Origin of the sequence: Ensifer adhaerens, from assembly GCF_028993555.1 — a bacterium.
Taxonomy (GTDB): Bacteria; Pseudomonadota; Alphaproteobacteria; order Rhizobiales; family Rhizobiaceae; genus Ensifer; species Ensifer adhaerens_I.
The window spans coordinates 490,001-515,099 of the sequence record NZ_CP118611.1; the positions used below are offsets into that span (position 1 = coordinate 490,001).

Annotated in this window: 20 protein-coding genes, 1 tRNA gene and 2 rRNA genes (1 of these 23 only partly in view); 18 read left to right on the forward strand and 5 right to left on the reverse strand. The window is 61.5% G+C overall.

The window, feature by feature from the left end; all coding sequences use genetic code 11:
• The 3 genes from PWG15_RS22635 to PWG15_RS22645 form a co-directional block, all read left to right on the forward strand.
• Positions 1-1,991: ribosomal RNA gene (locus PWG15_RS22635) — 23S ribosomal RNA — on the forward strand (it extends 806 nt beyond the left edge of the window).
• Between the two features lie 169 nt (positions 1,992-2,160).
• Positions 2,161-2,275: ribosomal RNA gene (gene rrf, locus PWG15_RS22640) — 5S ribosomal RNA — on the forward strand.
• A 185-nt stretch (positions 2,276-2,460) separates the two neighbouring features.
• Positions 2,461-2,537 (forward strand) — tRNA-Met (locus tag PWG15_RS22645).
• 744 nt (positions 2,538-3,281) lie between these two features.
• Here PWG15_RS22645 and PWG15_RS22650 read toward each other — a convergent pair.
• Complete coding sequence (locus PWG15_RS22650) at positions 3,282-3,914, reverse strand: hypothetical protein (RefSeq protein ID WP_275026249.1); 633 nt, start codon at positions 3,912-3,914, stop codon at positions 3,282-3,284.
• 9 nt (positions 3,915-3,923) lie between these two features.
• Between PWG15_RS22650 and PWG15_RS22655 the strand changes: the two genes are divergently transcribed.
• A complete protein-coding gene (locus tag PWG15_RS22655) occupies positions 3,924-5,498 on the forward strand; it encodes an OmpA family protein (protein ID WP_275026250.1) in 1,575 nt (524 codons plus the stop codon).
• Positions 5,499-5,660: 162 nt separating this feature from the next.
• Positions 5,661-7,424, forward strand: coding sequence for an adenylate/guanylate cyclase domain-containing protein (locus PWG15_RS22660; protein ID WP_275026251.1), 1,764 nt, complete (start codon positions 5,661-5,663; stop codon positions 7,422-7,424).
• A gap of 154 nt (positions 7,425-7,578) precedes the next feature.
• On the opposite strand, the gene PWG15_RS22665 is transcribed toward PWG15_RS22660, so the two are convergent.
• From PWG15_RS22665 to PWG15_RS22675, 3 genes are all read right to left on the reverse strand, one after another.
• Positions 7,579-7,884 (reverse strand): hypothetical protein, encoded by a 306-nt coding sequence (locus tag PWG15_RS22665; protein WP_275026252.1) that lies wholly within the window; start codon positions 7,882-7,884, stop codon positions 7,579-7,581.
• A 281-nt stretch (positions 7,885-8,165) separates the two neighbouring features.
• Entirely contained in the window at positions 8,166-8,804 is a 639-nt protein-coding gene (locus PWG15_RS22670) for a LysE family translocator (protein WP_275027164.1), read from the reverse strand.
• A gap of 133 nt (positions 8,805-8,937) precedes the next feature.
• Positions 8,938-9,840, reverse strand: coding sequence for a LysR substrate-binding domain-containing protein (locus PWG15_RS22675; protein ID WP_275026253.1), 903 nt, complete (start codon positions 9,838-9,840; stop codon positions 8,938-8,940).
• A 157-nt stretch (positions 9,841-9,997) separates the two neighbouring features.
• On the opposite strand from PWG15_RS22675, the gene PWG15_RS22680 reads away from it, so the two are divergent.
• The 13 genes from PWG15_RS22680 to PWG15_RS22740 all read left to right on the forward strand — a co-directional run bounded on the left by PWG15_RS22680 (position 9,998) and on the right by PWG15_RS22740 (position 23,360).
• Positions 9,998-11,011 carry a dimethylarginine dimethylaminohydrolase family protein gene (locus PWG15_RS22680; RefSeq protein WP_275026254.1) on the forward strand — a complete coding sequence of 338 codons (1,014 nt, stop codon included), beginning with the start codon at positions 9,998-10,000 and terminating at the stop codon, positions 11,009-11,011.
• 12 nt (positions 11,012-11,023) lie between these two features.
• Positions 11,024-12,103: an ABC transporter ATP-binding protein gene (locus PWG15_RS22685; RefSeq protein WP_275026255.1), complete on the forward strand. Its 1,080-nt coding sequence runs from the start codon at positions 11,024-11,026 to the stop codon at positions 12,101-12,103.
• A gap of 47 nt (positions 12,104-12,150) precedes the next feature.
• On the forward strand, positions 12,151-13,260 hold the full coding sequence (locus tag PWG15_RS22690; RefSeq protein ID WP_275026257.1) for an ABC transporter substrate-binding protein: 1,110 nt from the start codon (positions 12,151-12,153) through the stop codon (positions 13,258-13,260).
• A complete protein-coding gene (locus PWG15_RS22695; protein ID WP_275026258.1) occupies positions 13,257-14,108 on the forward strand; it encodes an ABC transporter permease in 852 nt (283 codons plus the stop codon). Before PWG15_RS22690 ends, PWG15_RS22695 begins: the two co-directional genes overlap by 4 nt.
• Positions 14,109-14,115: 7 nt before the next feature.
• Positions 14,116-14,880 carry an ABC transporter permease gene (locus PWG15_RS22700; RefSeq protein WP_275026259.1) on the forward strand — a complete coding sequence of 255 codons (765 nt, stop codon included), beginning with the start codon at positions 14,116-14,118 and terminating at the stop codon, positions 14,878-14,880.
• 306 nt (positions 14,881-15,186) lie between these two features.
• Complete coding sequence (locus tag PWG15_RS22705) at positions 15,187-16,302, forward strand: ABC transporter ATP-binding protein (protein WP_425536826.1); 1,116 nt, start codon at positions 15,187-15,189, stop codon at positions 16,300-16,302.
• Entirely contained in the window at positions 16,299-17,213 is a 915-nt protein-coding gene (locus PWG15_RS22710; RefSeq protein ID WP_275026261.1) for an ABC transporter permease, read from the forward strand. The genes PWG15_RS22705 and PWG15_RS22710 overlap by 4 nt, the downstream gene beginning before the upstream one ends.
• A 12-nt stretch (positions 17,214-17,225) precedes the next feature.
• Positions 17,226-18,026 carry an ABC transporter permease gene (locus tag PWG15_RS22715; protein ID WP_275026263.1) on the forward strand — a complete coding sequence of 267 codons (801 nt, stop codon included), beginning with the start codon at positions 17,226-17,228 and terminating at the stop codon, positions 18,024-18,026.
• Between the two features lie 48 nt (positions 18,027-18,074).
• On the forward strand, positions 18,075-19,100 hold the full coding sequence (locus PWG15_RS22720; RefSeq protein ID WP_275026265.1) for an extracellular solute-binding protein: 1,026 nt from the start codon (positions 18,075-18,077) through the stop codon (positions 19,098-19,100).
• A gap of 40 nt (positions 19,101-19,140) precedes the next feature.
• Complete coding sequence (locus PWG15_RS22725; RefSeq protein ID WP_275026267.1) at positions 19,141-20,547, forward strand: aminotransferase; 1,407 nt, start codon at positions 19,141-19,143, stop codon at positions 20,545-20,547.
• Between the two features lie 10 nt (positions 20,548-20,557).
• Positions 20,558-21,433, forward strand: a complete 876-nt coding sequence (gene aguB / locus PWG15_RS22730; protein ID WP_275026269.1) for an N-carbamoylputrescine amidase — start codon at positions 20,558-20,560, stop codon at positions 21,431-21,433.
• A gap of 95 nt (positions 21,434-21,528) precedes the next feature.
• Positions 21,529-22,554 carry an agmatine deiminase family protein gene (locus PWG15_RS22735; RefSeq protein WP_275026270.1) on the forward strand — a complete coding sequence of 342 codons (1,026 nt, stop codon included), beginning with the start codon at positions 21,529-21,531 and terminating at the stop codon, positions 22,552-22,554.
• Between the two features lie 32 nt (positions 22,555-22,586).
• The gene (locus PWG15_RS22740) at positions 22,587-23,360 is read left to right on the forward strand and encodes a helix-turn-helix transcriptional regulator (RefSeq protein ID WP_275026271.1); all 774 of its coding nucleotides are present in this window, start codon (positions 22,587-22,589) and stop codon (positions 23,358-23,360) included.
• Positions 23,361-23,363: 3 nt separating this feature from the next.
• On the opposite strand, the gene PWG15_RS22745 is transcribed toward PWG15_RS22740, so the two are convergent.
• Positions 23,364-25,070 carry an amidohydrolase gene (locus PWG15_RS22745; RefSeq protein WP_275026272.1) on the reverse strand — a complete coding sequence of 569 codons (1,707 nt, stop codon included), beginning with the start codon at positions 25,068-25,070 and terminating at the stop codon, positions 23,364-23,366.
• Between the last annotated feature and the right edge of the window lie 29 nt (positions 25,071-25,099).

Consider the following 25,099-nt stretch of genomic DNA (forward strand, 5'->3'; position numbering starts at 1 on the left):
GTTAGGGGTGAAAGGCCAATCAAACTCGGAAATAGCTGGTTCTCCGCGAAATCTATTTAGGTAGAGCGTCGACCGAATACCCTCGGGGGTAGAGCACTGGATGGGCTATGGGGACTCACCGTCTTACTGATCCTAACCAAACTCCGAATACCGAGGAGTACTAGTCGGCAGACACACGGCGGGTGCTAACGTCCGTCGTGAAAAGGGCAACAACCCTGACCTCCAGCTAAGGTCCCCAAGTCATGGCTAAGTGGGAAAGGATGTGAGGATCCCAAAACAACCAGGATGTTGGCTTAGAAGCAGCCATCATTTAAAGAAAGCGTAACAGCTCACTGGTCTAAATAAGGGTCTTTGCGCCGAAAATGTAACGGGGCTAAAGCCATGCACCGAAGCTGAGGATACGTCGCAAGACGTGTGGTAGCGGAGCGTTCCGTAAGCCTGTGAAGGGATACCCGTGAGGGGTCCTGGAGGTATCGGAAGTGCGAATGTTGACATGAGTAACGATAAAGAGGGTGAGAGACCCTCTCGCCGAAAGACCAAGGGTTCCTGCTTAAAGTTAATCTGAGCAGGGTTAGCCGGCCCCTAAGACGAGGCGGACACGCGTAGTCGATGGGAACCACGTTAATATTCGTGGGCCTGGTGGTAGTGACGGATCGCTTAACTTGTTCGGACTTATTGGATTGTCCGGGCGGGGACGCGGTTCCAGGAAATAGCTCCACCATTATAGACCGTACCCGAAACCGACACAGGTGGTCAGGTAGAGTATACCAAGGCGCTTGAGAGAACTATGCTGAAGGAACTCGGCAAATTGCACGCGTAACTTCGGAAGAAGCGTGACCCCAATGGACGCAAGTCTTTTGGGGTGGCACAGACCAGGGGGTAGCGACTGTTTATCAAAAACACAGGGCTCTGCGAAGTCGCAAGACGACGTATAGGGTCTGACGCCTGCCCGGTGCTGGAAGGTTAAGAGGAGGGGTGCAAGCTCTGAATCGAAGCCCCAGTAAACGGCGGCCGTAACTATAACGGTCCTAAGGTAGCGAAATTCCTTGTCGGGTAAGTTCCGACCTGCACGAATGGCGTAACGACTTCCCCGCTGTCTCCAGCATAGACTCAGTGAAATTGAATTCCCCGTGAAGATGCGGGGTTCCTGCGGTCAGACGGAAAGACCCCGTGCACCTTTACTATAGCTTTACACTGGCATTCGTGTCGGCATGTGTAGGATAGGTGGTAGGCTTTGAAGCAGGGACGCCAGTTCTTGTGGAGCCATCCTTGAAATACCACCCTTATCGTCATGGATGTCTAACCGCGGTCCGTCATCCGGATCCGGGACAGTGTATGGTGGGTAGTTTGACTGGGGCGGTCGCCTCCGAAAGAGTAACGGAGGCGCGCGATGGTGGGCTCAGACCGGTCGGAAATCGGTCGTCGAGTGCAATGGCATAAGCCCGCCTGACTGCGAGACTGACAAGTCGAGCAGAGACGAAAGTCGGTCATAGTGATCCGGTGGTCCCGCGTGGAAGGGCCATCGCTCAACGGATAAAAGGTACGCCGGGGATAACAGGCTGATGACCCCCAAGAGTCCATATCGACGGGGTTGTTTGGCACCTCGATGTCGGCTCATCGCATCCTGGGGCTGGAGCAGGTCCCAAGGGTTTGGCTGTTCGCCAATTAAAGCGGTACGTGAGCTGGGTTCAGAACGTCGTGAGACAGTTCGGTCCCTATCTGCCGTGGGTGTAGGAATATTGACAGGATCTGTCCCTAGTACGAGAGGACCGGGATGGACATATCTCTGGTGGACCTGTTGTCCTGCCAAGGGCATAGCAGGGTAGCTATATATGGAATGGATAACCGCTGAAGGCATCTAAGCGGGAAACCAACCTGAAAACGAGTATTCCCTTGAGAACCGTGGAAGACGACCACGTTGATAGGCTGGGTGTGGAAGTGCGGCAACGCATGAAGCTTACCAGTACTAATCGTTCGATTGGCTTGATCGTTCCCATTGCTTGTGTTCATCACAAGGCGAATGCAAAGCATTCGTCCGGATGAGCGACGTGTTCAAAACAAATGAAGTGAAAGCGATAAACCGCAGGCGGTTTACGCAGACTTCAACCAGCTTCTCAATCCGGTTTGCGCTTCGCTAGCGCAAATCTTGCGCTTTGCCGACCTGGTGGTTCTGGCGGGGTGGCTGCACCCGTTCCCATTCCGAACACGGCCGTGAAACGCCCCAGCGCCGATGGTACTTCGTCTTAAGACGCGGGAGAGTAGGTCGCTGCCAGGTCTGCAAATCGCAAGAAAAATCCGGAAATCAAACGATCATCTTCTCTTCATCCCTCGGCCCAGCCGAACACGGGCCGCCCTCAAGCGGCCCTTTTGTTTTGCTAGACCAAGACAAACAACGGGATTTTGCTTCGCAAAACCCGGACCGGATCAAACGGGATTTTGCTTCCGGCAAAACCCGGATAACGCGGGGTGGAGCAGCCCGGTAGCTCGTCAGGCTCATAACCTGAAGGCCGCAGGTTCAAATCCTGCCCCCGCAACCAAATCAAACAAAAAGCCCGCCAGACAAAAACGTCCGCGGGCTTTTTGACGTTCAAGGGCCACAGCGCCAGAAACCGCGACGCCGAGATCGTCCATACCAGCGCCCGCCCGCGGTCGCGCCGTCAGTACGCCACCGCTCTCTTCGAACTACCGTCCCTGCGCGCAAGCGAGCGCCCAACCTCGATCCGAATGGAAGGTGCATTCTGCCAATCTGAGCCGTCCGTGGAGACCATGTAATTCTCCCATCCGGTCTCGCTTGTCGTCGTTCCGACCCGATAATAGAGGTTCTCGGCATAGCTTAGCCGCTGCCATGCCTCGTCGGACAGCGTATAGGACGAGCCCGTTAGCAGCGGCTGGTCCTGCCAGGTGGCGTAGAATTGGTCCTCCGGCCCGTCTCCCTCGCTGCCAGTCGGTCAGGCGACGTTCACGCTCCCCGCCTGCGGCCGCCCAGTTCGCCCTTCAGATCAGCACGAATGACAACGCGATCTGCCACCAGCAGGTTCGGGATCGGCCTTGAACGGGAACCGATCGGGCGCTGTGGCGTTGGGAGTAGCCTTCGGTCGACACAAAAAAGTCGGGGCCGCCGGGCATGGCCCCTTGGAGCGCGCGAACCGGCGTGTCGCTCGACCGGCTTTGATGAGGGCAATAAGCGCAGCTGGCGCGGGGACCTCTCAGCAAGAAGAAGGAAGACCATGTCTATTCGATCCAAACTTTTCGCAACGGTGACTTTGCCTGTTTTCGCCGTATCATTCGCAATACAGCCGGTGCTGGCTGAGAGCTTGACGCCGTTCCAGGTAGCGCAGGAAGGGACAGACCAGCAGTCGCCCGAGGACTTGCTGCCGCTCAAGAAGCACAAGAAGCAGCGTGCGGCGGAGGAAGGACAGGCAGAACGGCAGCAACCGCAAGCCGAGGAGCCGCAGCGCCAGGCCGAAGAGCCGGTTCGCAAGAACCGCAAACAGCGGGCCGAAGAGCAGCAAACGGGCTCCGAGGAAAACGCACCGCAGCAGGCCGAAGAGCAACAAGCGCCGGTGCGCAAGAAGCGCAAGCAGCAGGTTGAGGTGCAGCAGCCTGGCGTCGAGGAAATCACTCCGCAGCAAGCTGATGAGCAACAGCCGCCGGTGCGCAAGAAGCGCAAGCAGCAGGCTGAGGAGCAGCAGTTTGGCGTCGATGAAGGCGCACCGCAGCAGGCTGACGAGCAACAGGCGCCCGTGCGCAAGAAGCGCCAGCAGCAGACTGAGGAGCAGCAACCTGGCGTCGATGAAGGAGCTTCGCAGCAGGCTGACGAGCAACAGGCGCCCGTGCGCAAGAAGCACAAGCAGCAGACTGAGGAGCAGCAGCCTGGCGTTGACGAAGGAGCTCCGCAGCAGGCTGACGAGCAACAAGCTCCTGTGCGCAAGAAGCACAAACAGCAGATTGAGGAGCAGCAGCCGGCCGCAGAGGAAGGCACTCCTCAGCAGGCCGAGGAGCAGCCGGTACCGGTCCCCAGGAAGCGCAAGCAGCAGGCTGAAGGGCGGCAACCCGAGGAGCAGAAGGCCCTCGAACAGCGTGCTGCACCGCAAGGCGAAACCACAGCCGACCAACAGGCCGGCGAGGATGAGTTGCTGCCGGTTCCGGGGAGCGAACAACCCGCAACGGCCGAGCAGCGCCAGGGTGAGGAGCTGCAGGCCAAGCCCGCTCCGATCGTCGTCGACAAGCGCACGAAGGAAGAGAAGCGCAAGATCGCCGAGGACCCGGCGGCGACCGACGAAACCGTGGTGCTTCCGGTCGAGAATGGCGCGGCGGTGCTCGACAGCGACAAGGACGCCGACAATTCCGGGGGCAACCCGGCGCGCGAGGCTCGGCGCAAGCAGCGCGAGGCGCTGCGCAGCCAGGATCAGAACCTAGCGCCGCCGGCAGACGATGCCGCAGCTCAGGCTGAGATTCCGGCAGAGGTGCGCCAGGCTGTGCCGCAGAGGATCGAGGCTGCGATCAAGGAAGAAGGACGACGCATCGAAGCGGCGCCGGTCTTCGCGGTTCCTGAGACGACCAACATCATCAACAACACGGTCGTCAATAACACGGTGATCAACAACACGACGGTCAACAATACCACCAACCATGACGTGACCGAGGTGCAGGTGGTCGAGAGGCTCGACGATCGCGTTGTCCTTGGCGTCGGCGATCAGATCTTCGTGCGTGGCGATGATCGTCCGCGTCTGCGCCATGATGCGCAGGAGGCCTACTACGACGAGCTTCCGCGCGGCCGCGTTCGCGAAACGATCGTCCGTCCTGGCGGCTACCGCATCGTCACTGTTTACGACCGTTACGGCGACATCTTGCAGCGCTCGCGGGTCGACGGCGACGGAAACGAATATGTGCTGATGTATGCGCCGGAGTATCAGGAGGATCGGCGTCCGGCGATCGTCGATGTCGGCTACGAACTGCCGCCGATGCGTCTGACGATCCCGGTCGACGACTACATTGTCGATTACTCGGAGGATCCGGATCGGGACTACTACGAATTCCTGTCCGAGCCGCCAGTCGAACGCGTCGAGCGGGTCTACACGATCGATGAAGTCCGCAACTCAGCCCGCCTCCGTGACAAGGTCCGGCGCATCGATCTCGACACGATCCACTTCGCGACAGGGAGTGCCGAAGTCTCGATGTCGCAGGCAAAAACACTGCGAACGGTTGCTGACGCAATGCAGAAGGTTCTGGACAAGGATCCCGGTGAAACCTTCTTCATCGAGGGGCATACGGACGCTGTCGGCTCTGACCGCTCGAACCTGGTCCTCTCCGATGAACGTGCGGAGTCCGTGGCAGTCCTCCTGACCGAGGTCTATGGCATCCCGGCGGAAAACCTCGTCACGCAGGGCTATGGGGAGCGCTTCCTGAAAGTCCGTACGGAGGAACCTGAGGAAGAAAACCGCCGCGTGACCATCCGACGCGTGACGCCGCTGGTGCGTCCGGTCGCGCAACGGTAACCGAAATCTGCATCGCCACGCGTCTGTTCACCGTGTGGCGATGCATCACGGGTGAGCTGCGGCCTTTCCTCCGTTCTGGCTGGCGACAAGCATCGGTGATTGTGGGAATATGCGCGCATATTAGGCCCAACGGTTTCGTGGGTCGCAGGAGCGGTCATCGCTGTGGATCGAAAGCTCGCAGCCATCCTTTCAGCCGATGTTGCCGGCTTCAGTCGCCTTGCGGCGCTGGACGAGGAAGGTACGCTCGCGGCACTCAATGTGTGCCGCAACAGGATTGCCGAAGCTGTGAAGGAGCATGGCGGCCGTATCTTCAATACTGCCGGTGACGGCTTTGTCGCCGAGTTTCCAAGCGCTGTCCAGGCCGTACGGTGCTCGGTCGAAATCCAGCGTCGTCTTTTTAGTGCCTCAAATGACCGCCCGACCGATCGCCGCCTGGAGTTCCGCATCGGCATCAACCTCGGTGACGTGGTTGTGGCGGGAGAAGATCTGCTCGGCGACGGCGTCAATATCGCAGCACGCGTACAGGAGATCGCCGCTCCGTCGGGCATCTGCATTTCCGCATCGGTTCGCGAGCACCTCGATGGGAAAGTGGCGTTCCCGCTGACCAGCCTTGGCGAGCGCACCTTGAAGAACATCCCGCGGCCAATTTTCGTCTTTCAGGTCGATTGGCAGCAAGAGACGCCTGTCGAAGGCGGCACTGCGCTCGCGCCACCATTTGCCGCCCGTCGTGGCAAGGACCAGCCATCGATCGTCGTCATGCCATTCGACAACCTTAGCGGGCGGGGCGACGAATACTTCGTCGACGGCGTTGTAGAGGAGATCACCGCAGCACTCTCGTGCGTCCGGAATTTCTTCGTCATCGCGCGACAGTCCGCGTTCACCTACAAGGGGCGCTTCGTCGACGTGCGTGAGGTCGGCAGGGAACTCGGCGTCAACTATGTGGTCGAGGGCACTGTTCGCCGAGGCGGTGACCGACTGCGCATTTCGGTGCAATTGGTCGATGCGGAGACAAGGACCCAGTTCTGGTCCGACCGCTACGAGGGTGCAATCGAAGATATGTTCGAGTTCCAGGATCGGATCGCGGCGCAGGTGGCAGGCGCCATTCACCCGGCGATCCGCGATGCCGAGATCGAACTGGCCAGGCGGAGGCCGCCGACCAGTCTCAGGGCCTATGACTTCGTCATGCGCGCCTACCCGAACCTCTGGGGCCGCCGCAAGGATACCAACAACCAAGCGATCGAACTGCTTCGACAAGCGATCGCTGTCGATCCGGGCTATGGCCGCGCGCATGCACTTCTGGCGTGGTGCCACGCCGCGAACGCCTCGTACCTGTGGACCGAACAGCCGGAACAAGAGTTGGAAAAGGCGCGCGCCGCTGTTGAGGCTGTAGGCTCGATCAGCGACGATCCGACCGCCCTGACTGCTGCCGGTGCGGCCACGAGCATCTGCGGCGACCTGGAGCGCGCGACCACCTTTATCGAAAAGGCGCTTGCGCTTGATCCAAACAATGCCTGGGCATGGGCGCGCCTGGGGTGGCTCGCGATCTACAAGGACGAGGCGGCTTACGCGACGGAACGTTTCCAGCGGGCGATGACCTTAAGTCCAAGAGACCCGCTCGCATTCAACATGAAATTGGGGATGGCCTTTTCCTTGGCTATGGAAGGGCATCTTTCACAGGCGCTTGCGATAGCCCACGAGGTCGTCAACACCTATCCCGACGTGACATGGTCCTACCGTCATCTCGCTGCCTGGTCAGCGATGAGCGGAGACTTGGAAACTGCCCGATGGGCTGCCGGGAAGCTATTGGCGGCCGAGCCAGGTTTTACGATCGACCGATATCGAGCGCTTCCCTGGTTTCAAAACATCCCGCGGTGGCAAGACCAAATGGCCGAGGGGCTGCGCAAGGCGGGACTGCCTGAACACTGATGACCATTCAAGGGCATGCGCGGATGGCGGGAGAAGACGCAATGCACTCTCTCCCCGCTTGGGGGGCACAGATCATTCCCTGGTCGGCCGACGAGGGCATCCGGACTTGCTGGACCCGGATAGCGGGCCGGTCTGCAGCTTGCTCGTCGCCTTGTTAAATCCCCGACCCGTCCAGTTCATGCTCGTCATCGCCTTCCCAGGGCAAGGGCATCGAGGTCAGATTGATGTTGGCCGAGGGCATCGGCATCCAGCACTTCAGTTCCGGCTCGGCGTATTCGATGATGCGGCCGGGCGAGGAATCGGAGGCGCGCCAGCCTTCTCGACCGAACTGATCGCCATTCGACCAATAGGCGAGGTCAACTTCTGCCGTGCCCTGTTCGGATGGGCGGATCGTGACGAGGATCCGACTGCCGTTTTTCGGTGCGCTTGCCATGTGGCGCCAGTGGTCTGGCTCGGCCATCATTCGTCCTCCTCCTCGCTCCCGGTCGTAAGTGTCGCCGCGCCGTCGAATACGGTCAACACAAACTTTGGATAACCCACCGTCTATCGATTGGGCAGTTCGCTCAAGGACATGCGGTGCGCGCACGGCGCACCGGTATCGCTCAGATATAGGGGGCGGTGAAAATCGCGAACGGAAAGGTGTGCTCGCGCACACCATCGCCACACATTCATGACGCGGTCGACGGCGGAGATGCCGATGCCTGCGGCCCTGAAGCGTGGGCAGGACTGCCGATCGTTGCATTAGCCGATAGTTTTAACGCTGTCGGCCATCAGCTTTATGCCCAGCGCGCCCACGACAGCGCCAGCGGCACGGTCAATCCAGGTCTTCGAGCGCAGATAGACGACCCGCGGTGCGCGTGAAGAAAAGCCGAGGGCGACGATCGCATACCACACGAACTCGTTGATGAAGAGCAGTGGCGGCAGCGCCAGCAGCATCCAGGTGGGCGTCGGAGAAGGCAACAGCGCAGCGAACATGGAGGCGTAGAAGATGGCCGTCTTCGGATTGGAGATCTGCACGAAAAGGCCTCGCAGCAGAGATCTCCACAGCGTGCTTGGTTGATCGGCGGGCGTATCGGCGATCGCTATCGTCTGGGGTGCAGCACGCCAGATGCCGATGCCGATCCAGACAAGGTACGCGCCACCGGCGAGCCTCAGCAGCATGTTGAGCCATTCCACTTGAAGGAGGATCGCTGTGAGGCCGGCGACCGCAATGCAGGCGAACAGAAAGCCGCCAATTCCCATGCCAACTGCCGCCATCATTCCGTCGGCGCGTGACCGGGCGATCGCAATGCGCGACACCACGATAAAGCTTGGGCCAGGGCTCATGGCTCCAAGGAGAAAGACGCCCAGGATGGTCACAAGAATTGCGAATTCATGCATGTCGTTTTCTCCTGAAATATGCGGGAGCACCATGGCGCCAGTTTGCACCGTTGCTCAATCGTCCGAGTGCTTGATCCGACGACGAGCCGACGGGTACCCTTATTTGGCGCAATTTCGCAGTTGCTCCGTGCCTCTAGGCAAATTCTATCGTGGCCTGGGCCTCGGTGACCACCCAGTCGATGAACACCTTCGCGAGCGGGGAATGGTCCCGGTTCTTTTGCGTGATGACGTAGTAGCCTTTCGTCGCCGATTTTATGAAACCTTTGAGCGGGCGAACGAGCGCCCCTTGTGCGAGCTCTTCGCCAGCCGTGATGTTGTCTCCCATCGCAATGCCAATTCCGCAGCGTGCCGCCGCCAGGTTCTGGTTGAAATCCTCAAAACTCAATCGGCGAACGGTATCGGGTATCTCCTGGTCGTGGTGACGGAACCAGTCGTTCCAGTGCGTGGACCCGACTCCGTCGAGAAGGACGTGGCGGGTCAGGTCTTTGGTGCGTTTGATGTCGCCATCTCGGTTGAGAAGGATCGGGCTGCAGACCGGAAAGAACTCCATCTGCTTGAGCGGCGTCGTCTCCCCCTTGGCGACGGCGGGATCACCGAACATGATGGCAAGATCCGCCTGGCCGTCGGGAAAGGGCTCGCCCCATTCCGGCATGGAGAGGATCTGCAGCTCGACGCGCTCGTAGCGCTCGTAGAACTTGCCGAGCCGCGGCACGAGCCACCGGGTCGCAAAGGCCGGCATGCAGCGCACGGCGAGGCGCCCGGCGATCGGGTTCCGCTGGAGCCCGAGCACCGCGTCGTTGAGCGTTTCGAAGGATTGCGTGAGTTTGGAGAAGAGCTCCTGTCCCTGTGAGGTCAGGACGAAGCTGTCGCGCGACTTCGTCGCCAGCGCGAAGCCGAAATGCTCTTCCAGTTGTCGGAATTGCTTGCTGACCGCGCCGGGCGTCACATGAAGCTCATTGGCGGCCCTCGTCAGGCTCTTGTTGCGGGCGCTCGCCTCGAAGGCGCGCAGTGCGTTTAGCGGCGGCAATCTCGTCACGTGGTTCTCCCCGATCCGGCCTCGTTGTTGAGGAAACCTCAAGTATGAGCGGAAATCAATTCGTTATGAAGGAGGAAAACGATACGTTAGCATCTTCTCTATCGAAACAAGAAGCCGAGCCGACAACAGCCGCCGGCCTGCAGCAAGGGGACCTGACGTGAACGCCGCACCGCCCAAGAAGAAAGATCTCTATTCCGCGACGATCAAGTATTTCGGCTCCGTTCCCGAGCCGGCTTTCGAAGCACCGGAGCGGCTCTCTCGCCTCTGGGGACGCAACTGGGGCTGCGACAATGATGTCGGCACGCTGCGCACTGTGCTGATGCACCGTCCCGGAGACGAATTTTCCGTCATCGATCGCACCAAGCGCATCGAGGAAATCGGCACCTATGGCGATCTTGAGGCCGGCTGGTATTGGCAGAGCGACAGCATCCCGACGCTCGAAGAACTGCAGGCCCAACATGACGGTCTTGCCGATCTGCTGCGCGCGGAGGGCGTCGAGGTCGTTTATGTCGAGGGCGTCGATCGCGGCCGTTTCAAGTCCGTCTATACCCGTGACTCCTGCATTGCCGTCAAAGGCGGCGCGATCGTGCCGCGGCTGGCGCCGCGCATGCGCCACGGCGAAGAACTGCCGGTGACGCGGACGCTCGCAAAACACGGCATGCCGGTGCTTCGCACCCTGCACGGAACGGCGATGGCTGAGGGCGGCAGCTTTGCCTGGCTCAACAGCCGCACCGCCGTCATTGGCCGCGGCATCCGCATCAACGACGACGGCATCAGCCAAATCGCCGAGGTTCTGCGCTATCAGGGCGTCGAACTGCTGGTCGTCGACCTCTGCGGCTACGACATCCACATCGACGGGCATTTCCTGATGATCGACGTCGATCTCGCGCTGATCTGGCCGCGCGGTCTCCCCTTCGTCTTCCTCGAAAAACTCCGCGAACTCGGCATCCGCACGATCGAAATGAACGAGGACGACAATCCCTGGATTGTCAACGGTCTCGCCATCGCGCGCGGCCGGGTGGTCATGCCGCGTGGGCTTTCGGACCGGACCCGCGAGGCGTTGGAGCGCAACAACGTCACCGTGCTTGAGATCGACTACGACAAGGTTCAGCTCAATGGTGGCGGTATCCATTGCTCGACGAGTCCGCTAATCCGCGACAGCGTCGATTGATCGGAGGCAGCCATGCCAGCCCATATTTCCATTATCAAAGCCTGCAAGTCCTTCGGGAGCTTCGAGGCTCTGAGAAACGTCTCGCTCGACATTGAGAAAGGTGAGTTCCTCACCTTTCTCGGCCCGTCCGGATCGGGAAAGTCGACGCTCCTGAACGCGATCGCCGGCTTCGAGCCGCTGTCGTCAGGCGCGATCCTGAGAAACGGCGAGGACATCAGCACAACGCCGGCCGACAAGCGCAACTTCGGCATGGTGTTCCAGGGCTATGCTCTGTTCCCGCATCTGACCGTGGCGGAGAATATCGCCTTTTCGCTCCGCGTTCGGAAGGTGGCGCGGGCCGAAGTGGAACAGCGGGTTACCCGCATGGTCGATCTCGTCGGCCTCAGGGGACATGAGCACAAGCGTCCTTCGGCTTTGTCTGGCGGCCAACAGCAGCGCGTTGCACTCGCCCGTGCGCTGGTGTTCGAGCCCGAGCTTCTGCTTCTGGACGAACCGCTCTCGGCGCTGGACAAGAACCTTCGCGAGCAGTTGCAGGATGAACTGGTCGGCATCCACCGCAAGACCGGCACGACCTTCCTGTTCGTTACCCACGACCAGATGGAAGCGATGGCCATGTCCGATCGGATCGCGATCTTTGATCGTGGCCGTATCGTCCAGCTCGACCGGCCGAACGTGCTCTACGATGAACCCAACACCCGTTTCGTTGCCGAATTTCTCGGCACCATGAACACGTTGCCGGTTTCTCGGCAACGGGCGGTCGCTGGCGAGCTTCATGCCCATGTCGGCGAATTCGGCGTGCGGGCGGTGCTGCCCGACGCCGAGCAGCTGGCGGGTGCGCCGGCCGTGCTGGCGATCCGCCCGGAAAAACTCACCCTTTGTCGCGACCGGCCGAAGACCGACTTCAACCTTTTGCCGATGACCGTCGATGGCGTCATTTTCCAGGGCGGAACGACCATCATCAAAGGCAGCGCCCCCGAGGGCACGAGCCTGACGCTGACGACCGCACGCGATGCGCTGGGCATTCCGCCGGCGCGCGGCGAACAGCTCTGGGTCCGCTGGGGCCATCTGGACGGGCGAGTGATGGCCGGCTGACGGCGCTTCAAATGCATGGGAACCAAACAACAACAAGGGGAAATGCGATGAATAACGATCTGAAGACGGAATGCCTCGAGCTTCTGAAGGATGGCCACCTTGCGGGGCGCATCGACCGACGGACGTTTCTGACCGGTCTCGTCTTGCTCGGTGCTGCGCCGCATCTCGGCGGCCGATCGGCGCGGGCCGCCGATGGCCAGCTGGTCGTCACCAACTGGGGAGGGGACGCTGTCGGCGCCTTCGAGGCGGCGCTGACGGGAAGCTACGCCGAACAGCAGGGCATCGCGGTGAAAATTGACGGCTCCGGACCGACCAAGGGCGCGATGAAAGCGCAGTTCGAAAGCGGTGCTGTCTCCTGGGATGTCTGCGACGCCGACCCGGGCGCGACCAAGTCGCTCGGCGAAGCCGGCATGATCGAGCCTATCGACTACAAGGTGGTCGACCGCGAGAAGGTGCAGGCGGGCTTTGCCTACGAGTACAGCGTCGCCAACTACTTCCTGAGCTACGTCATCGCCTATGACGCCAAGCAGTTCGGCGACAACCCGCCGAAGTCCTGGGCGGATTTCTGGAACGTCGAGAAATTCCCCGGCAAGCGGTCGCTCTACAAGTGGATGTCGGGTTGCATGGAGGCAGCACTTCTTGCCGACGGCGTGCCGATGGATCAGCTTTATCCGCTCGACGAGGAACGCGCGATCCGCAAGCTCAACGAGATCAAGCCGCATATCGTCAGCTTCTGGGATTCCGGTGCCGAGAGCCAGCAACTGATGCGCGACGGCGAGGCCTCGATGGCGCTGATGTGGCACACCCGCGCCAATCTCGTGGAAAAGGACACCGGCGGCGCCGTCAGCTGGACCTATGCGCAGGGCGTGCTTGCGCCATCGGGCTGGGCGGTGATCAAGGGCAACCCAGCTGGCGCGAGCCGGGCCATGGACTTCATCCGCTATTGCCAGGATCCGGCGCGCCAGGTCGATCTGTTGCGAACGCTCGGCTGCGGGCCGACCAATCCGCTGGCCCACGATCTCGTGCCGGCGGAGCTTAAGCGGCTCGACTGCAGCTCGGCTGAGAACATGTCGCAGCAGGTGCTGATGGACATGGACTGGTATTCTGCCCGAGGCGACCAGGCGCTCGAGAAGTACCTGGCGATGACGGCATCATGATGCGGACGCAGTCGATCCCTGTCAGGCGCTTCGCCGCAACCGGATCGCTGGCGATGCTTTGGGCATTGCCGGTGATCCTGACGCTTGCCTATGTGCTGCCCTTTGCAGGCGTGACGCTCTGGAGCGTCACCCGGCCCGAGTTCGGCTTCGAAAACTATGTCCGCATCTTCACCGGCGCGGACTTCCAGGCGATTTTCTTGCGGACCTTCTGGGTGTGCCTGGTGAGCACCGCGATCACCATCCCGATCGCCTATCTGCTCGCCTACTATTGGGTCATGGGCAGCGCGCGGCGCAGCCGACTGGTCGAAATCTGCATCTTCATCCCGTTCTGGATCTCGGTGCTGGTGCGGGCCTTCGGCTGGGTGGTGATCCTGCGCAACAACGGGCTTGCGAGTGACGTTGCAGGTGCATTCGGTCTTGGTGGGCTTTCAACGGGCCGCAACGTCTGGTCGGTCATCACGGGCATGGTGCATTTCATGGTGCCCTTCGCGGTCCTTCCGATCGCCTCCGTCATGCGCAAGATCGACAGGCGGGTGCTCTTGGCAGCGCTTGGACTTGGTTGCCGACCGCTCGGCGTCTTCTGGCGGATCTACCTGCCGATGTCGATGCCCGGTGTATTTTCGACGCTGGCGATGACCTTCATCTTCTCGCTCGGCTTCTTCGTGACCCCGATGATCCTCGGCGGCGGGCGGGTGGTGCTGACGGCGGAATCGGTGTTCGTCCAGATGTTCCAGACGGCCAATTGGGGGCTGGGTGCCGCCCTCGGCGTCGTGCTGCTCGTCGTCGTCTTTGCAATCCTCTGGCTGTCGCAGCGTGTCATGCGCATCGAACAACTCATGTCGCGGTAGGGCAGATATGTTTGGCAAATCACGTCTTGGCGGTTTTCTTGCCGGTGCAGCCGGGCTCTTCCTCCTGTTGCCGCTCGTCGCCGTCATTCCCTTTTCCTTCACCGCCAAGCGCTTCCTGTCGATGCCCGATGGGGAGTATTCGCTGAGGCATTATCTGGCGATCTTCGATCCCGACACCTGGCTTGCAAGCATCGGCACAAGCACGCTCGTCGCACTGCTTTCGAGCGTCATTGCAACCGCGCTTGCGGCCGCCTTCGGCATCGGCATCTGGCTGCGCCGACCGGCAAGCGGGCGCTTCCTGATCGGCCTCGTTCTCCTGCCGATCATCGTTCCGCCGGTAACGTCGGCCGTTGCGCTCTACTTCCTGCTGGCGCAGATCGGATTGCTCGACACGATTGCCGGGTTGGTTCTCTCCCATGTGGTGATGATCGTGCCGTTCTCGGTGATCGCCATCCTCGGAGCACTCAGTCGGCTGGACCGGAACCTCGAGCTTGCCGCACGAAACCTCGGGGCGTCCCAGCTTCAATCGATCTTCCGGGTTATCCTGCCGAACATCCGCTTCGGGCTGTTTGCCGCCTGGTTCGTCAGCCTCGTCATGTCGTGGGAGGAGAGCTCTGTCACCCTCTTCGTCAGCGGCGTCAATGTCATCACGCTGCCGAAACGCATATGGGACAATCTGCGGCTGGACCTCGACCCGACCGTCGCCGCCATCTCGGTGATCATGATCCTCGCGACGACCGTGGTCATTCTGCTGCGGAAGTCCGAGGCATAAGGTGCAGACGGAGCTGATCGTATAGTCAAATCAAAGGTTTGAATATCACCGACGCGGGCAGACGACGCCTGCAGACCCCGGTTTCCTAGGGCGGCTCAAGGGCCGCCTTTTCACGTTTCCGAACGTCCGGAAACCGCGTCGTCGGAGGTACCCCCTCTGGGGGACTAACGCCCCCGGGCGGTGCCACGCATAGTTCCTCCATGCCGAGCGGTGTGTCGCTCCCGTCGGCCCAAGTGGAGGAAAAACATGCAGCGCGCCGTCAAACACCCCGATCCGAGGACGCGGGCCGAAAGCAACATCGTGCCGATGGCTGGCTCCGTTCCGGTGCAGCATCCAAGCAGCGTCGCCGCCGAGGTTCGTGACCTCCGCAAGACCTACAACGCCGGCACGCCCCATGCCCACGAAGCGCTGAAAGACGTCAATCTTTCTATCCGCGCCAATGAGTTCTTCACGCTGCTCGGTCCGTCCGGCTGCGGCAAGACGACCTTGCTGCGCATCCTCGGTGGTTTCGAAATGCTGACGTCGGGCACGTGCCGCATCTTCGGCGAGGACGTCAGCCGCCTGCCGCCGGAAGCGCGCCCGGTGAACACCGTTTTCCAGCAATATGCCCTGTTTCCGCACATGACGGTCCGCCGCAACATTGCCTTCGGCCTTGAGATGCTCGGCAAGCCCCGCGCTGAGGTCGAGCGTACCGTCGAGCGCATGCTCGATCTGGTCCATATGACCGCATACGCGGATCGCCGCCCCGACACGATGTCCGGTGGCCAGCGTCAGCGTGTTGCCCTTGCCCGAGCGCTCGCACCGCAACCGAAACTTCTGCTGCTCGATGAGCCGCTCTCGGCCCTCGACCTGAAGCTTCGGCAGAAAATGCGGCTGGAACTGAAGTCGCTCCAGCGCGAAACCGGTATCACCTTCATCTTCGTTACCCACGACCAGGAAGAGGCGCTGGCGATGAGCGACCGCGTCGCCGTCATCAGCAACGGACGCCTGCAGCAGGTCGGTTCGCCCGAGGATATCTACGAACAACCGCAAAGCCGCTTCGTTGCGGACTTCATCGGTGAATCGAACCTGATCGCGGCAAAGGTCGCAGGTATCACGGGAGGCGAGGCGGCGCTCGATATCGAGGGCTTTGGTGAGGTCCATGCACCGATCGCGGAGCGCCTCCAGGAAGGGCAGGAGGTCTGGCTCTCGATCCGCCCCGAACGGCTGGTTCTTGGCGCGGTGTATGGTGAGGGGCCGCAGGCAACGGTCGCTGATCGCACCTATCTCGGCAATGCGGTTGAGTATCATCTGCGCGCCGGCAGCCATGCCCTGACGGCCCGGTCTCCGCGTGGCGGCCTGCGCGGTCGGCAGGACTTCGCCCCCGGCGACGTCGTCAGCCTCGGGTTCGAGCCGGGTTCCATCAAGGTGCTCCTGTCATGAGCGCCCGGCCTCTCGCTCTTTCCTCGCGCATCCCGCCGGGGCTCGCCCATGCCGGTCTGCTCTGGCCGTCGCTCGGCATCATCCTGGCGTTCATGGTCGCGCCGATTGCGATCATGCTCACCTATTCCTTCCTCGTGCCAGGTGCCTATGGTGGCGTCGAGTGGACGTTTTCGACGGCGGCCTACGAGCAAATCCTGTTCGAGCGTGATTTCCTCGACGACAGCCTGACGTTCACACCCGACTATTTGATCATCGTGGCCCGCTCGCTCACGCAGGCGACCGTCGCGACGCTTCTCTGCCTCGTCATCAGCGTCCCGACCGCCTACTACATCGCGACCCGCTCCGATCGGGTAAAGAACATCTGGCTGTTCCTGATCACCATTCCTTACTGGGTGAACCTGCTGATCCGCACCATTGCGCTGCTCTTTGTGCTGCGGGACGACGGTCCGATCAACAGCGCGTTGATCGACGTTGGCGTGATCGGTCAGCCCCTGGCACTGAGCTACAACGGCTTCGCCATCTCGCTTGGCCTGATCTACTCGTTTCTGCCTTTCATGGTGCTGCCGCTTTACTCGGCCTTCGAGCGTTTCGACTTCCGGCTCCTGGAGGCGGCTTACGATCTCTACGCCAGCCGAAAGGTCGCCTTCTTCCGAATCGTGCTGCCGGTCATGCGGCCGGGCCTGATTGCGGGCAGCCTGCTCGTCTTCATCCCCTCCGTCGGTTCCTACCTGGCGCCCGACATTCTCGGTGGCGGCAAGACGCTGATGATCGGCAACCTCATCGGCACGCAGTTCCAGGCGGCGCGCAACTGGCCGTTCGGTGCGGCTCTGTCGATGATCCTGCTCACCATCACCCTCATCGTCCTTCTCTGGCTTGCGCGCCGCGCCGCGCAGCAGCAGCAATCGAACTAAGAAAGGCCCGCCATGTCCACCGCCCGCTTGCGCGACCTGCGCGTCTTTCCAGGCTTCGGCCTTCTCTCCGTCGGCTGCGTCGTCTTCCTCTATGCGCCGATCGTCGTCCTTGCGATCTACTCCTTCAACGATGGCCGCTCGGTCACCCGCTGGGCCGGCTTTTCGTTCCGCTGGTACCAGACCGTCTTTGCCAACCAGAACATCCAGACGGCGGCCATCAATTCGGTGGTGATTGCCGTCATCGCGGCGACCGTCGCTACGGTCTTTGCGCTCGGGGCCGCTATCGCGACCGTCAACGGCAAGAAGGGCGGCGGCGAGGGGGCCTATGTCGTGCTCACCTTTCCGCTGATGGTGCCGGAAATCGTCACCGCTGTCGCCTCGCTGGTCTTTTTTGTCGCCGTCGGCATCAGCCTCGGCTTCGCGACCATCCTGATCGCCCATATCGTCTTCTGCATCCCCTTTGCCTATCTGCCGATCAAGGCACGGCTCGAAAGCATGGACGCGACGCTGCCTTCGGCGGCGGCCGACCTTTACGCCTCCCCGGCCAAGGCGTTCCTGCGCATCACCCTGCCGTTGCTGCTGCCAGGCCTCGTCTCTGGCTGGCTACTCGCCTTCATCATCTCGCTCGACGATTTCATCATCACCGCACTCGTCGCCGGTCCCGGCGCCACGACCCTGCCGCTGCACATCTACGGCATGCTCCGGCTCGGCATGACGCCCGAGGTCAACGCGATCTCGACGCTGATGCTCGCCGCCTCGACCGTGCTGGTGCTGATTTCGGGGCTGTTGGGGCAGGCGGGTCGCAAGCACTGACGCCCGCGAACACATTCGAAAATCAGAAAAAGAGAAAGGGAACATCAGATGAAAAAAGCTGCCGTTTTGACTGCCCTGCTTGCCTCGACCGTGAGCGCACCCGCCTTCGCCGCTGGTGACCTCTTCATCTACACCTGGGGCGAATACACGCCGCCCGAAATGGTGGAGAAATTCGAGAAGACCTATGGGGTCAAGGTGCATATCGACACCTACGATTCGATGGAGACCATGCTCGCCAAGCTGAAGTCGGGCGCAGGCGGCTACGACATCATCGTGCCCGGCCACGATACGATGACGATCCTGATCGGCGAGAAGCTGCTCGAGCCGATCAACGTTGCGGCGATGCCGAACTACCAGCATGTCGACGAGATGTGGCGGGACGTCTTCTGGGACAAGGGGCGCCTCTATTCGGCACCCTGGGCCTGGGGTTCGACCGGTCTTGCCGTCGATCGCGATATCGTCAAGGGCGACGACACGTCGCTGAAGATCCTGTTCGAGCCGGATGACGCGGTGAAGGGCAAGATTAACATGCTGCGCGACGTCAACGACGTCATCAACATGGCGCTGCGCTACCTCGGCAAGCCACGCTGCAACGACAATCCCGAGGACCTGAAAGCGGTGCTCGACCTGCTTTCGACGCAGAAACAATTCGTCAAGAGCTACAACTCCGAGACCAAGGAACTGCTGGTTTCGGGCGAGGCTGCCGTTTCCATGAGCTGGAACGGCTACGCCATGCGTGCTCGCGACGAGAGACCGTCGATCGAGTACATCTACCCGAAGGAAGGCTACACCGGCTGGATGGACAATGTCGCCGTTCCGAAGGGCGCGCCGGACCTCGAGAACGCCAAGCTCTGGATCAACTTCGTCATGGATCCGGAAAACGCGGCCATGATCACCAACTACGCCCGCTATGCCAACGGCATCAAGGGCTCCGAAGCCTTTGTCGACAAGGCGCTCGCAGGCGCCCCGGAACTGAGCCCGCCCGAGAGCGCGCCGGCGCCGGAATTCCTGACCGCCTGCACACCCGCCGTCACCAAACTTTACGACCGCGTCTGGACCAAGCTTCTGCGCTGACCCTGCGCAAACCATGCCTCATGCCATTCTGGAGAAGAAAATGACTATCGTTCAATCCGTTGCAGCCGTCGGCTCCGACCGGCCGAACAGCCGTTCGGCCTTCGAGAAGGACCGGGATCACGTGCTGCACCCCTATACCGATTTCTCGACCTTCGCCGCAACCGGCAGCCAGATCATCGAGAAGGCCGAGGGTGCCTACGTCGTCGACAATACCGGACGGCGGCTGCTCGACGGTATCGCCGGTCTCTGGTGCGTCAACATCGGCCACGGTCGCCGCGAGATGGCGGACGCCATCTCCGCTCAGGTCATGGATATGGACTACTACAATCCCTTCGGCGCGTCGGGCAACGTGCCGGCAGCCGAGCTCGGCGCACGGCTCGCGGAGCTTGCGCCCGGCAACCTCAACCACGTCTACTACACCTGCGGCGGCTCGACGGCGAACGATGCGGCTATCCGTATCGTGCACTACTATTTCGCCATGCGCGGCAAGCCGGGCAAGCGCAAGATCATCTCGCGCAACAACGGTTACCACGGCGCAACCTATGTGGCGGCGGCGCTGACGGGTATCCACGGCACCAAATACGGTTTTGCCCAGGTCGGTGAGGACTTCATCCACCACGTCTCCGCCGCCGATTGTTACGCCCGTCCTGATGGTATGACCGAGGAGGCCTATTGCGACCTGCTGGTGCGCGAATTCGAGATGCGCATCGAGCAACTCGGCCCTCAGAATGTCGCCGCCTTCATCGCCGAGCCGATCATGGGTGCCGGTGGCGTACTGGTCGCGCCGAAGGGCTATCACCGCCGCATGCAGGCGGTCTGCCGCCGCAACGATATCCTCTACATCGCCGATGAAGTCGTGACCGGCTTCGGCCGTCTCGGCGAGTGGTTCGCGTCGGACGCGATCTACAACACCCAGCCGGACATCCTGGTGTCGGCCAAGGGCATCACGTCGGGCTACATCCCGCTCGGCGCAACGCTAATTTCCGACGAGATCTACGACGTCATCAGCCGTCCGCAGTGCGAAGGCGGCGTGTTCTCCATGGGGCTAACCTATTTCGGTCATCCGGTCGCCTGTGCCGCAGCACTCACGAACATTGACATCATGGAGCGGGAACGGCTGTTGCCGCACGCCGCCCGTACCGGCGCGCACCTGCAGAGCCGGGCAAAGGCTCTTCTCGCCCACGACATCGTCGGCGACGTGCGCGGCGCCGGCCTGATGCTTGGCATCGATCTCGTCGCGGACAAAGCGACGAGAGAGCCCCTGCCGGCTCATGAGAAGGCGAGTGAATCGATCTTCCAGGGATGCGTTGCCCGCGGCGTCATCGTCCGCCCGGTCGGCAACCGGCTCATCGTATCGCCACCCTTGATCGTCACCGAGGCCGAATGCGACACGATCGTTTCCGCGCTTTCGGAATCGATCGCCGCTTTCATGGCATCCCGCGCTTGAGGAGCAAGACATGAGCGAAGTCACCGTCGCAGCGACGCAGATGGCCTGCAGCTGGAACATCGACGAGAACATCGAAAAGGCCGAGGAGCTGGTGCGGCTTGCCCATGAGGATGGCGCCCGGATCATCCTTCTGCAGGAGCTGTTCCAGACGCCCTACTTCTGCCTGGAGCAGACGATCGACCACCTCGATCTGGCCGCCAGCCTCGGCGAGGACCGGGCAATCAGGCATTTCCGAGCGATCGCGAAGGAGCTCGGCGTGGTTCTGCCGATCTCCTACTACGAGAAGGCGGGACCGGCACAGTACAATTCGCTCGCGATCATCGATGCCGATGGCGAGATCGTCTGGAACTACCGCAAGTCCCACATCCCGCAGGCGCCGGGCTATGAGGAGAAGTTCTATTTCAGCCCCGGCGATACCGGTTTTCGGGCGGTGGACACGAAATATGCGCGGATCGGCTGCGGCATCTGCTGGGACCAGTGGTTTCCCGAAACCGCCCGAGCGCTCGCCCTGCAGGGGGCAGAGCTTCTGTTCTTCCCGACGGCGATCGGCAGCGAACAGAAGGCCGAGATCGACAGCTCCGGCCATTGGCGCCGCACGATGCAGGGTCATGCGGCCGCCAACATGGTGCCGGTGATCGCCTCCAACCGGGTGGGCACTGAAGTGGCCGGCGGCAACGAGGCGCTGTTTTATGGCACGTCCTTCATCGCCGACCACACGGGCGCGATCGTTGCCGAGGCCAGCCGCACCGATGAAACCTATCTGACGGCGCGCTTCGACCTCAACGCGGTTCGCACCTTCCGGCGCAGTTGGGGGATCTACCGCGATCGCCGGCCGGATCTCTATGGCGCCATACGCACTCTCGATGGCCAGACGACGATCGGCTGAAGGCCTTTTCTCAAACAAACAACAATGTGAAGCCGAGGTTGCTGGCCGCCTGCGTAATCGCGGGCGACAGGACCGGACGGGAAGGATATGAGACCATGAAAAACCAGACACCTCGCGAAGCCGGGTTTCGCATGCCGGCCGAATGGGAGCCGCATCGCCGTACCTGGATGATGTGGCCCTGCCGCCACGAAGTCTGGGACGATATCGCCGCGACCCGCCGCGACTACGCGGCCGTCGCCCACGCGATCCGCGAGTTCGAGCCAGTGACGATGGCTGCGCGGCCCGAGGACATGGCCGAAGCCCGCGCCATCCTCGATCCGTCGATCGATCTGGTCGAAGCCGATATCGACGACAGCTGGGCGCGCGATGCCGGCCCCTGCTTCCTGACCGCAGCCGACGGCCGGCGTGCCGGCGCGCGCTTCAAGTTCAACGCCTGGGGCGGCAAGTACCATCCGTTCAACGGCGATGCCGCCTTTTCAGGCGTAGTGCTGGAGAAGGCGGGCGTCGCTGGCTTCGTTTCTAATCTGATCGCCGAGGGCGGCGGTGTCAGCGTCGACGGCGAGGGCACGATCATCACCACCGAAACCTGCTTCCCGAACGGCAACCGCAATCCCGGCTGGAGTCGCGACGACATCGAGCGCGAGCTTCTCGACATGCTCGGCGGCAAAAAGGTGATCTGGCTGCCCGGCAATCCGATCGAGGACGAGACCGATGGCCACGTGGACGGCATCGCCGTTTTCGTCGCGCCCGGCGTCGTTTTGATGGAAAGCCCTGGCGAGGGGGGTAGCAAGAAGGATGACGAATGGAACCACTACATCCGCCTGAACCTGGAGGCGATGCAGGGCCAGACCGATGCGAAGGGGCGGCCGATCCGAATCGTCACCATTCCGGAAGCGGTTGATGCGCCGTCGGACCATCCGAAGTTTTGCCGTTCCTATGTCAATTCCTACCTCGTCAACGGCGGGGTGATCATGCCGTGTTACGGCATCGAGTCCGACACGGTTGTGCGGCAGATGTTCCGTTCACTGTTTCCCGATCGACGCGTGCGCGAGGTCAGGATCGATGCCATTGCCATCGGTGGCGGCGGCATCCATTGCATTACCCAGCAGGAACCGCTTTGATCGTCGAGGGATTCTTGACGACAAGGCGGGGAATGACGGGATTTCCGTTTGAACAGATGACTTTGATCGGCAAGGCCGTGGCTGCGATCGGCAGCCCGGCCTTTCCTGACGCGCTCAGACAGCTCTGCCTTGACGTCTACGGTTTCGACAGCCTGTTCGTTTCGGTCTTTTCGGCTGACCAGCCGCCGCTGCAGCTTTATAGCGACCTCGATCCGGAGGCGACCAGGCGCACGATCGGGCCTTACTTGAGCTTCGCCTACCTGCTCGATCCGTTCTACAGTCTCTATTTGAGCGATCCCGGCGACCGGGTGGTGAGCCTCGACGACTGCGCCCCGGACGATTTTCGCGAGAGCGAATACTATCGCATGTTCTATGCCGAAACCGGGCTCTACGATGAAATCGTCATGCTGGTCGCAAGTGCTGCAGGCACCGCGATCGCGCTGTCGCTCGGCCAGCGGACGGCGGACTGTCGCCCCGGGCCGCAGGCCCGCGCCCATCTCGACGGCCTGTTGCCCGTGGTCTCAGAACTTTGCCGCAAGCACTGGCCGCAGCCCGTCGCAGGATCGGCCGCAAGCGAGCCCGCGGCCGATATGGTGTTTGCTACCCTGTCGCAGTTGAAGGTGAGCACGCGCGAGGGGGAGATCATCCGACTGATGCTCAAGGGGCACTCGACCAAGAGCATCGCGCGCATTCTCGGCAACAGCCCGGAGACGGTGAAGGTCCACCGCAAGCGCATCTATTCCAAGCTGAAGATCTCCTCGCAGGGCGAGTTGTTCTCGCTCCTGCTCGGAGGTGCCAGCGGCTAGGACTTAGTTGCCGGAGAACAGGCCTTCCGCGTCATAAACGGGATCTCCCTGGAGCAAGGTGGCTTCGACGGCAGCTTTGCCGATCTCCTTGATCGGAATGTCGAAGATATCCTTGTCGATGACGACGAGGTCGGCGAATTTGCCGGACTCGATAGTGCCCGTCTTGTCGTCCTGGTTCAAAAGCTTCGCCGGGTTGATCGTCATCCATTTGACGGCCGTTTCCACATCCGGCGCGCCGTCCTTCTTGCGCTCAAGCGCCGTCTGGATTTTGACCAGCGGCGAGAGCTCGTCTGCATCGAAGTCGCTGCTCATCACGACGGTCGCGCCCGTCTTCTCGATACTTCCGGCCGGCATCATGTTGTCGGCGCGATCGCCAATGAACTTGCGGATGAACGTGTCGTATTCGCGGCTCAGAGAGCTCGGCGCCAACTGGAAATCGGCGACGACGCCTTCGTCCTTGAACCGGCCATAATCCGCCTTGTCGAGCAGATAGATATGGGTCAGCCGGTGCGGGCCGGGCGTCGGGTCCGACTGCGCGATGGCGTCGAGCGCCAGGCGTGCGCCGCGGTCGCCGGTCACATGGTAGTGCAGCTTGAAGCCCTTTTCCGAAAGCACCTTGGAATAGCGGTCGAGCATTGCCTCGTCGAAATAGAGGAAGCCGCTGTCGAAACCGTGGTCGATGCCCGGGCCTTGTCTGTAGGGCGCAAGCAAGGCACCGGTGCGCTGCTCGAGGATCCCGTCGACATAGATCTTCACCTGGTTGAACTTCAAAAGCCGGTTCGGATCGTTGCTGTAGAAACTCGAGAGCTTTTCCACCTGCGCGTCGAAGGGCAGGTCGGGATAGACATAGAGGGCGTTGGCGGCTCTGAGTGTCAGGGTGTCGTTCTTCTCGGCCATCTCCCATGCCTTCAGATGTCCCTGCGGCCAGAAACCGCCGGCATCGCTGACGGTGGTGATGCCGTTCTCGGCCATCGTCTTTAACGTCGGCAGCATGCTTTCATAGGCGAACTTGACGTTTTCGGGCGTGTCGGGAAAGGCGAGGTTGCGCAGCTTCTGTTGGGCGTTTTCAAGCACGATGCCGTTCGGTGTACCGGTCTTTTCATCGCGCAGGATGATGCCACCGGGCGGATTGCTCTCAAGCTTGTCGTAGCCGGCAGCCTCGAGCGCGACGCTGTTGGCCCAGGCGCCATGGCCGATGTCGTCGAGGATCAGGATCGGCCGGTCGCTGGAAATCTTGTCCAGCACCCCAACGGGATCGTCGGTTTCGTCGAGCAGGTTGGTCATGCTGACGCCGGAGCCGACAACCCAATCGCCTTCGCTCTCTTCCACGCAATCGCGAACCGTCGCCTTTGTCTCTTCGAGAGAGGCAAAGGCTTCGAACTCGCAGAGGCTTGCATTGACGCCGGCTTCGATGAGGTGCACGTGCGCATCCTGGAAACCTGGCAGGACCAGCTTGCCGCCGAGCTTGACGACATGCGCGTCGGCACCCGCCTTCTCCAGAACGCCCGCTTCGTCGCCGACGGCAAGGATCACGCCGTCCTCATCGATCGCCAAGGCCTCTGCCAGCGGAACGGCCGGGTTCATCGTGCGGACCTTGGCATCGGTGATGACAAGCGCTTCGGCGGCGGCAGCGCTCGCACTGCAAAGCGCCGATGCGGCGAGCAGAAAGCCAGTCAGCGATCGCAGCGTTCTCTTGATGTTTCGGGACATGGGCTCGTACCTTTTCTGTCGGACTTTCT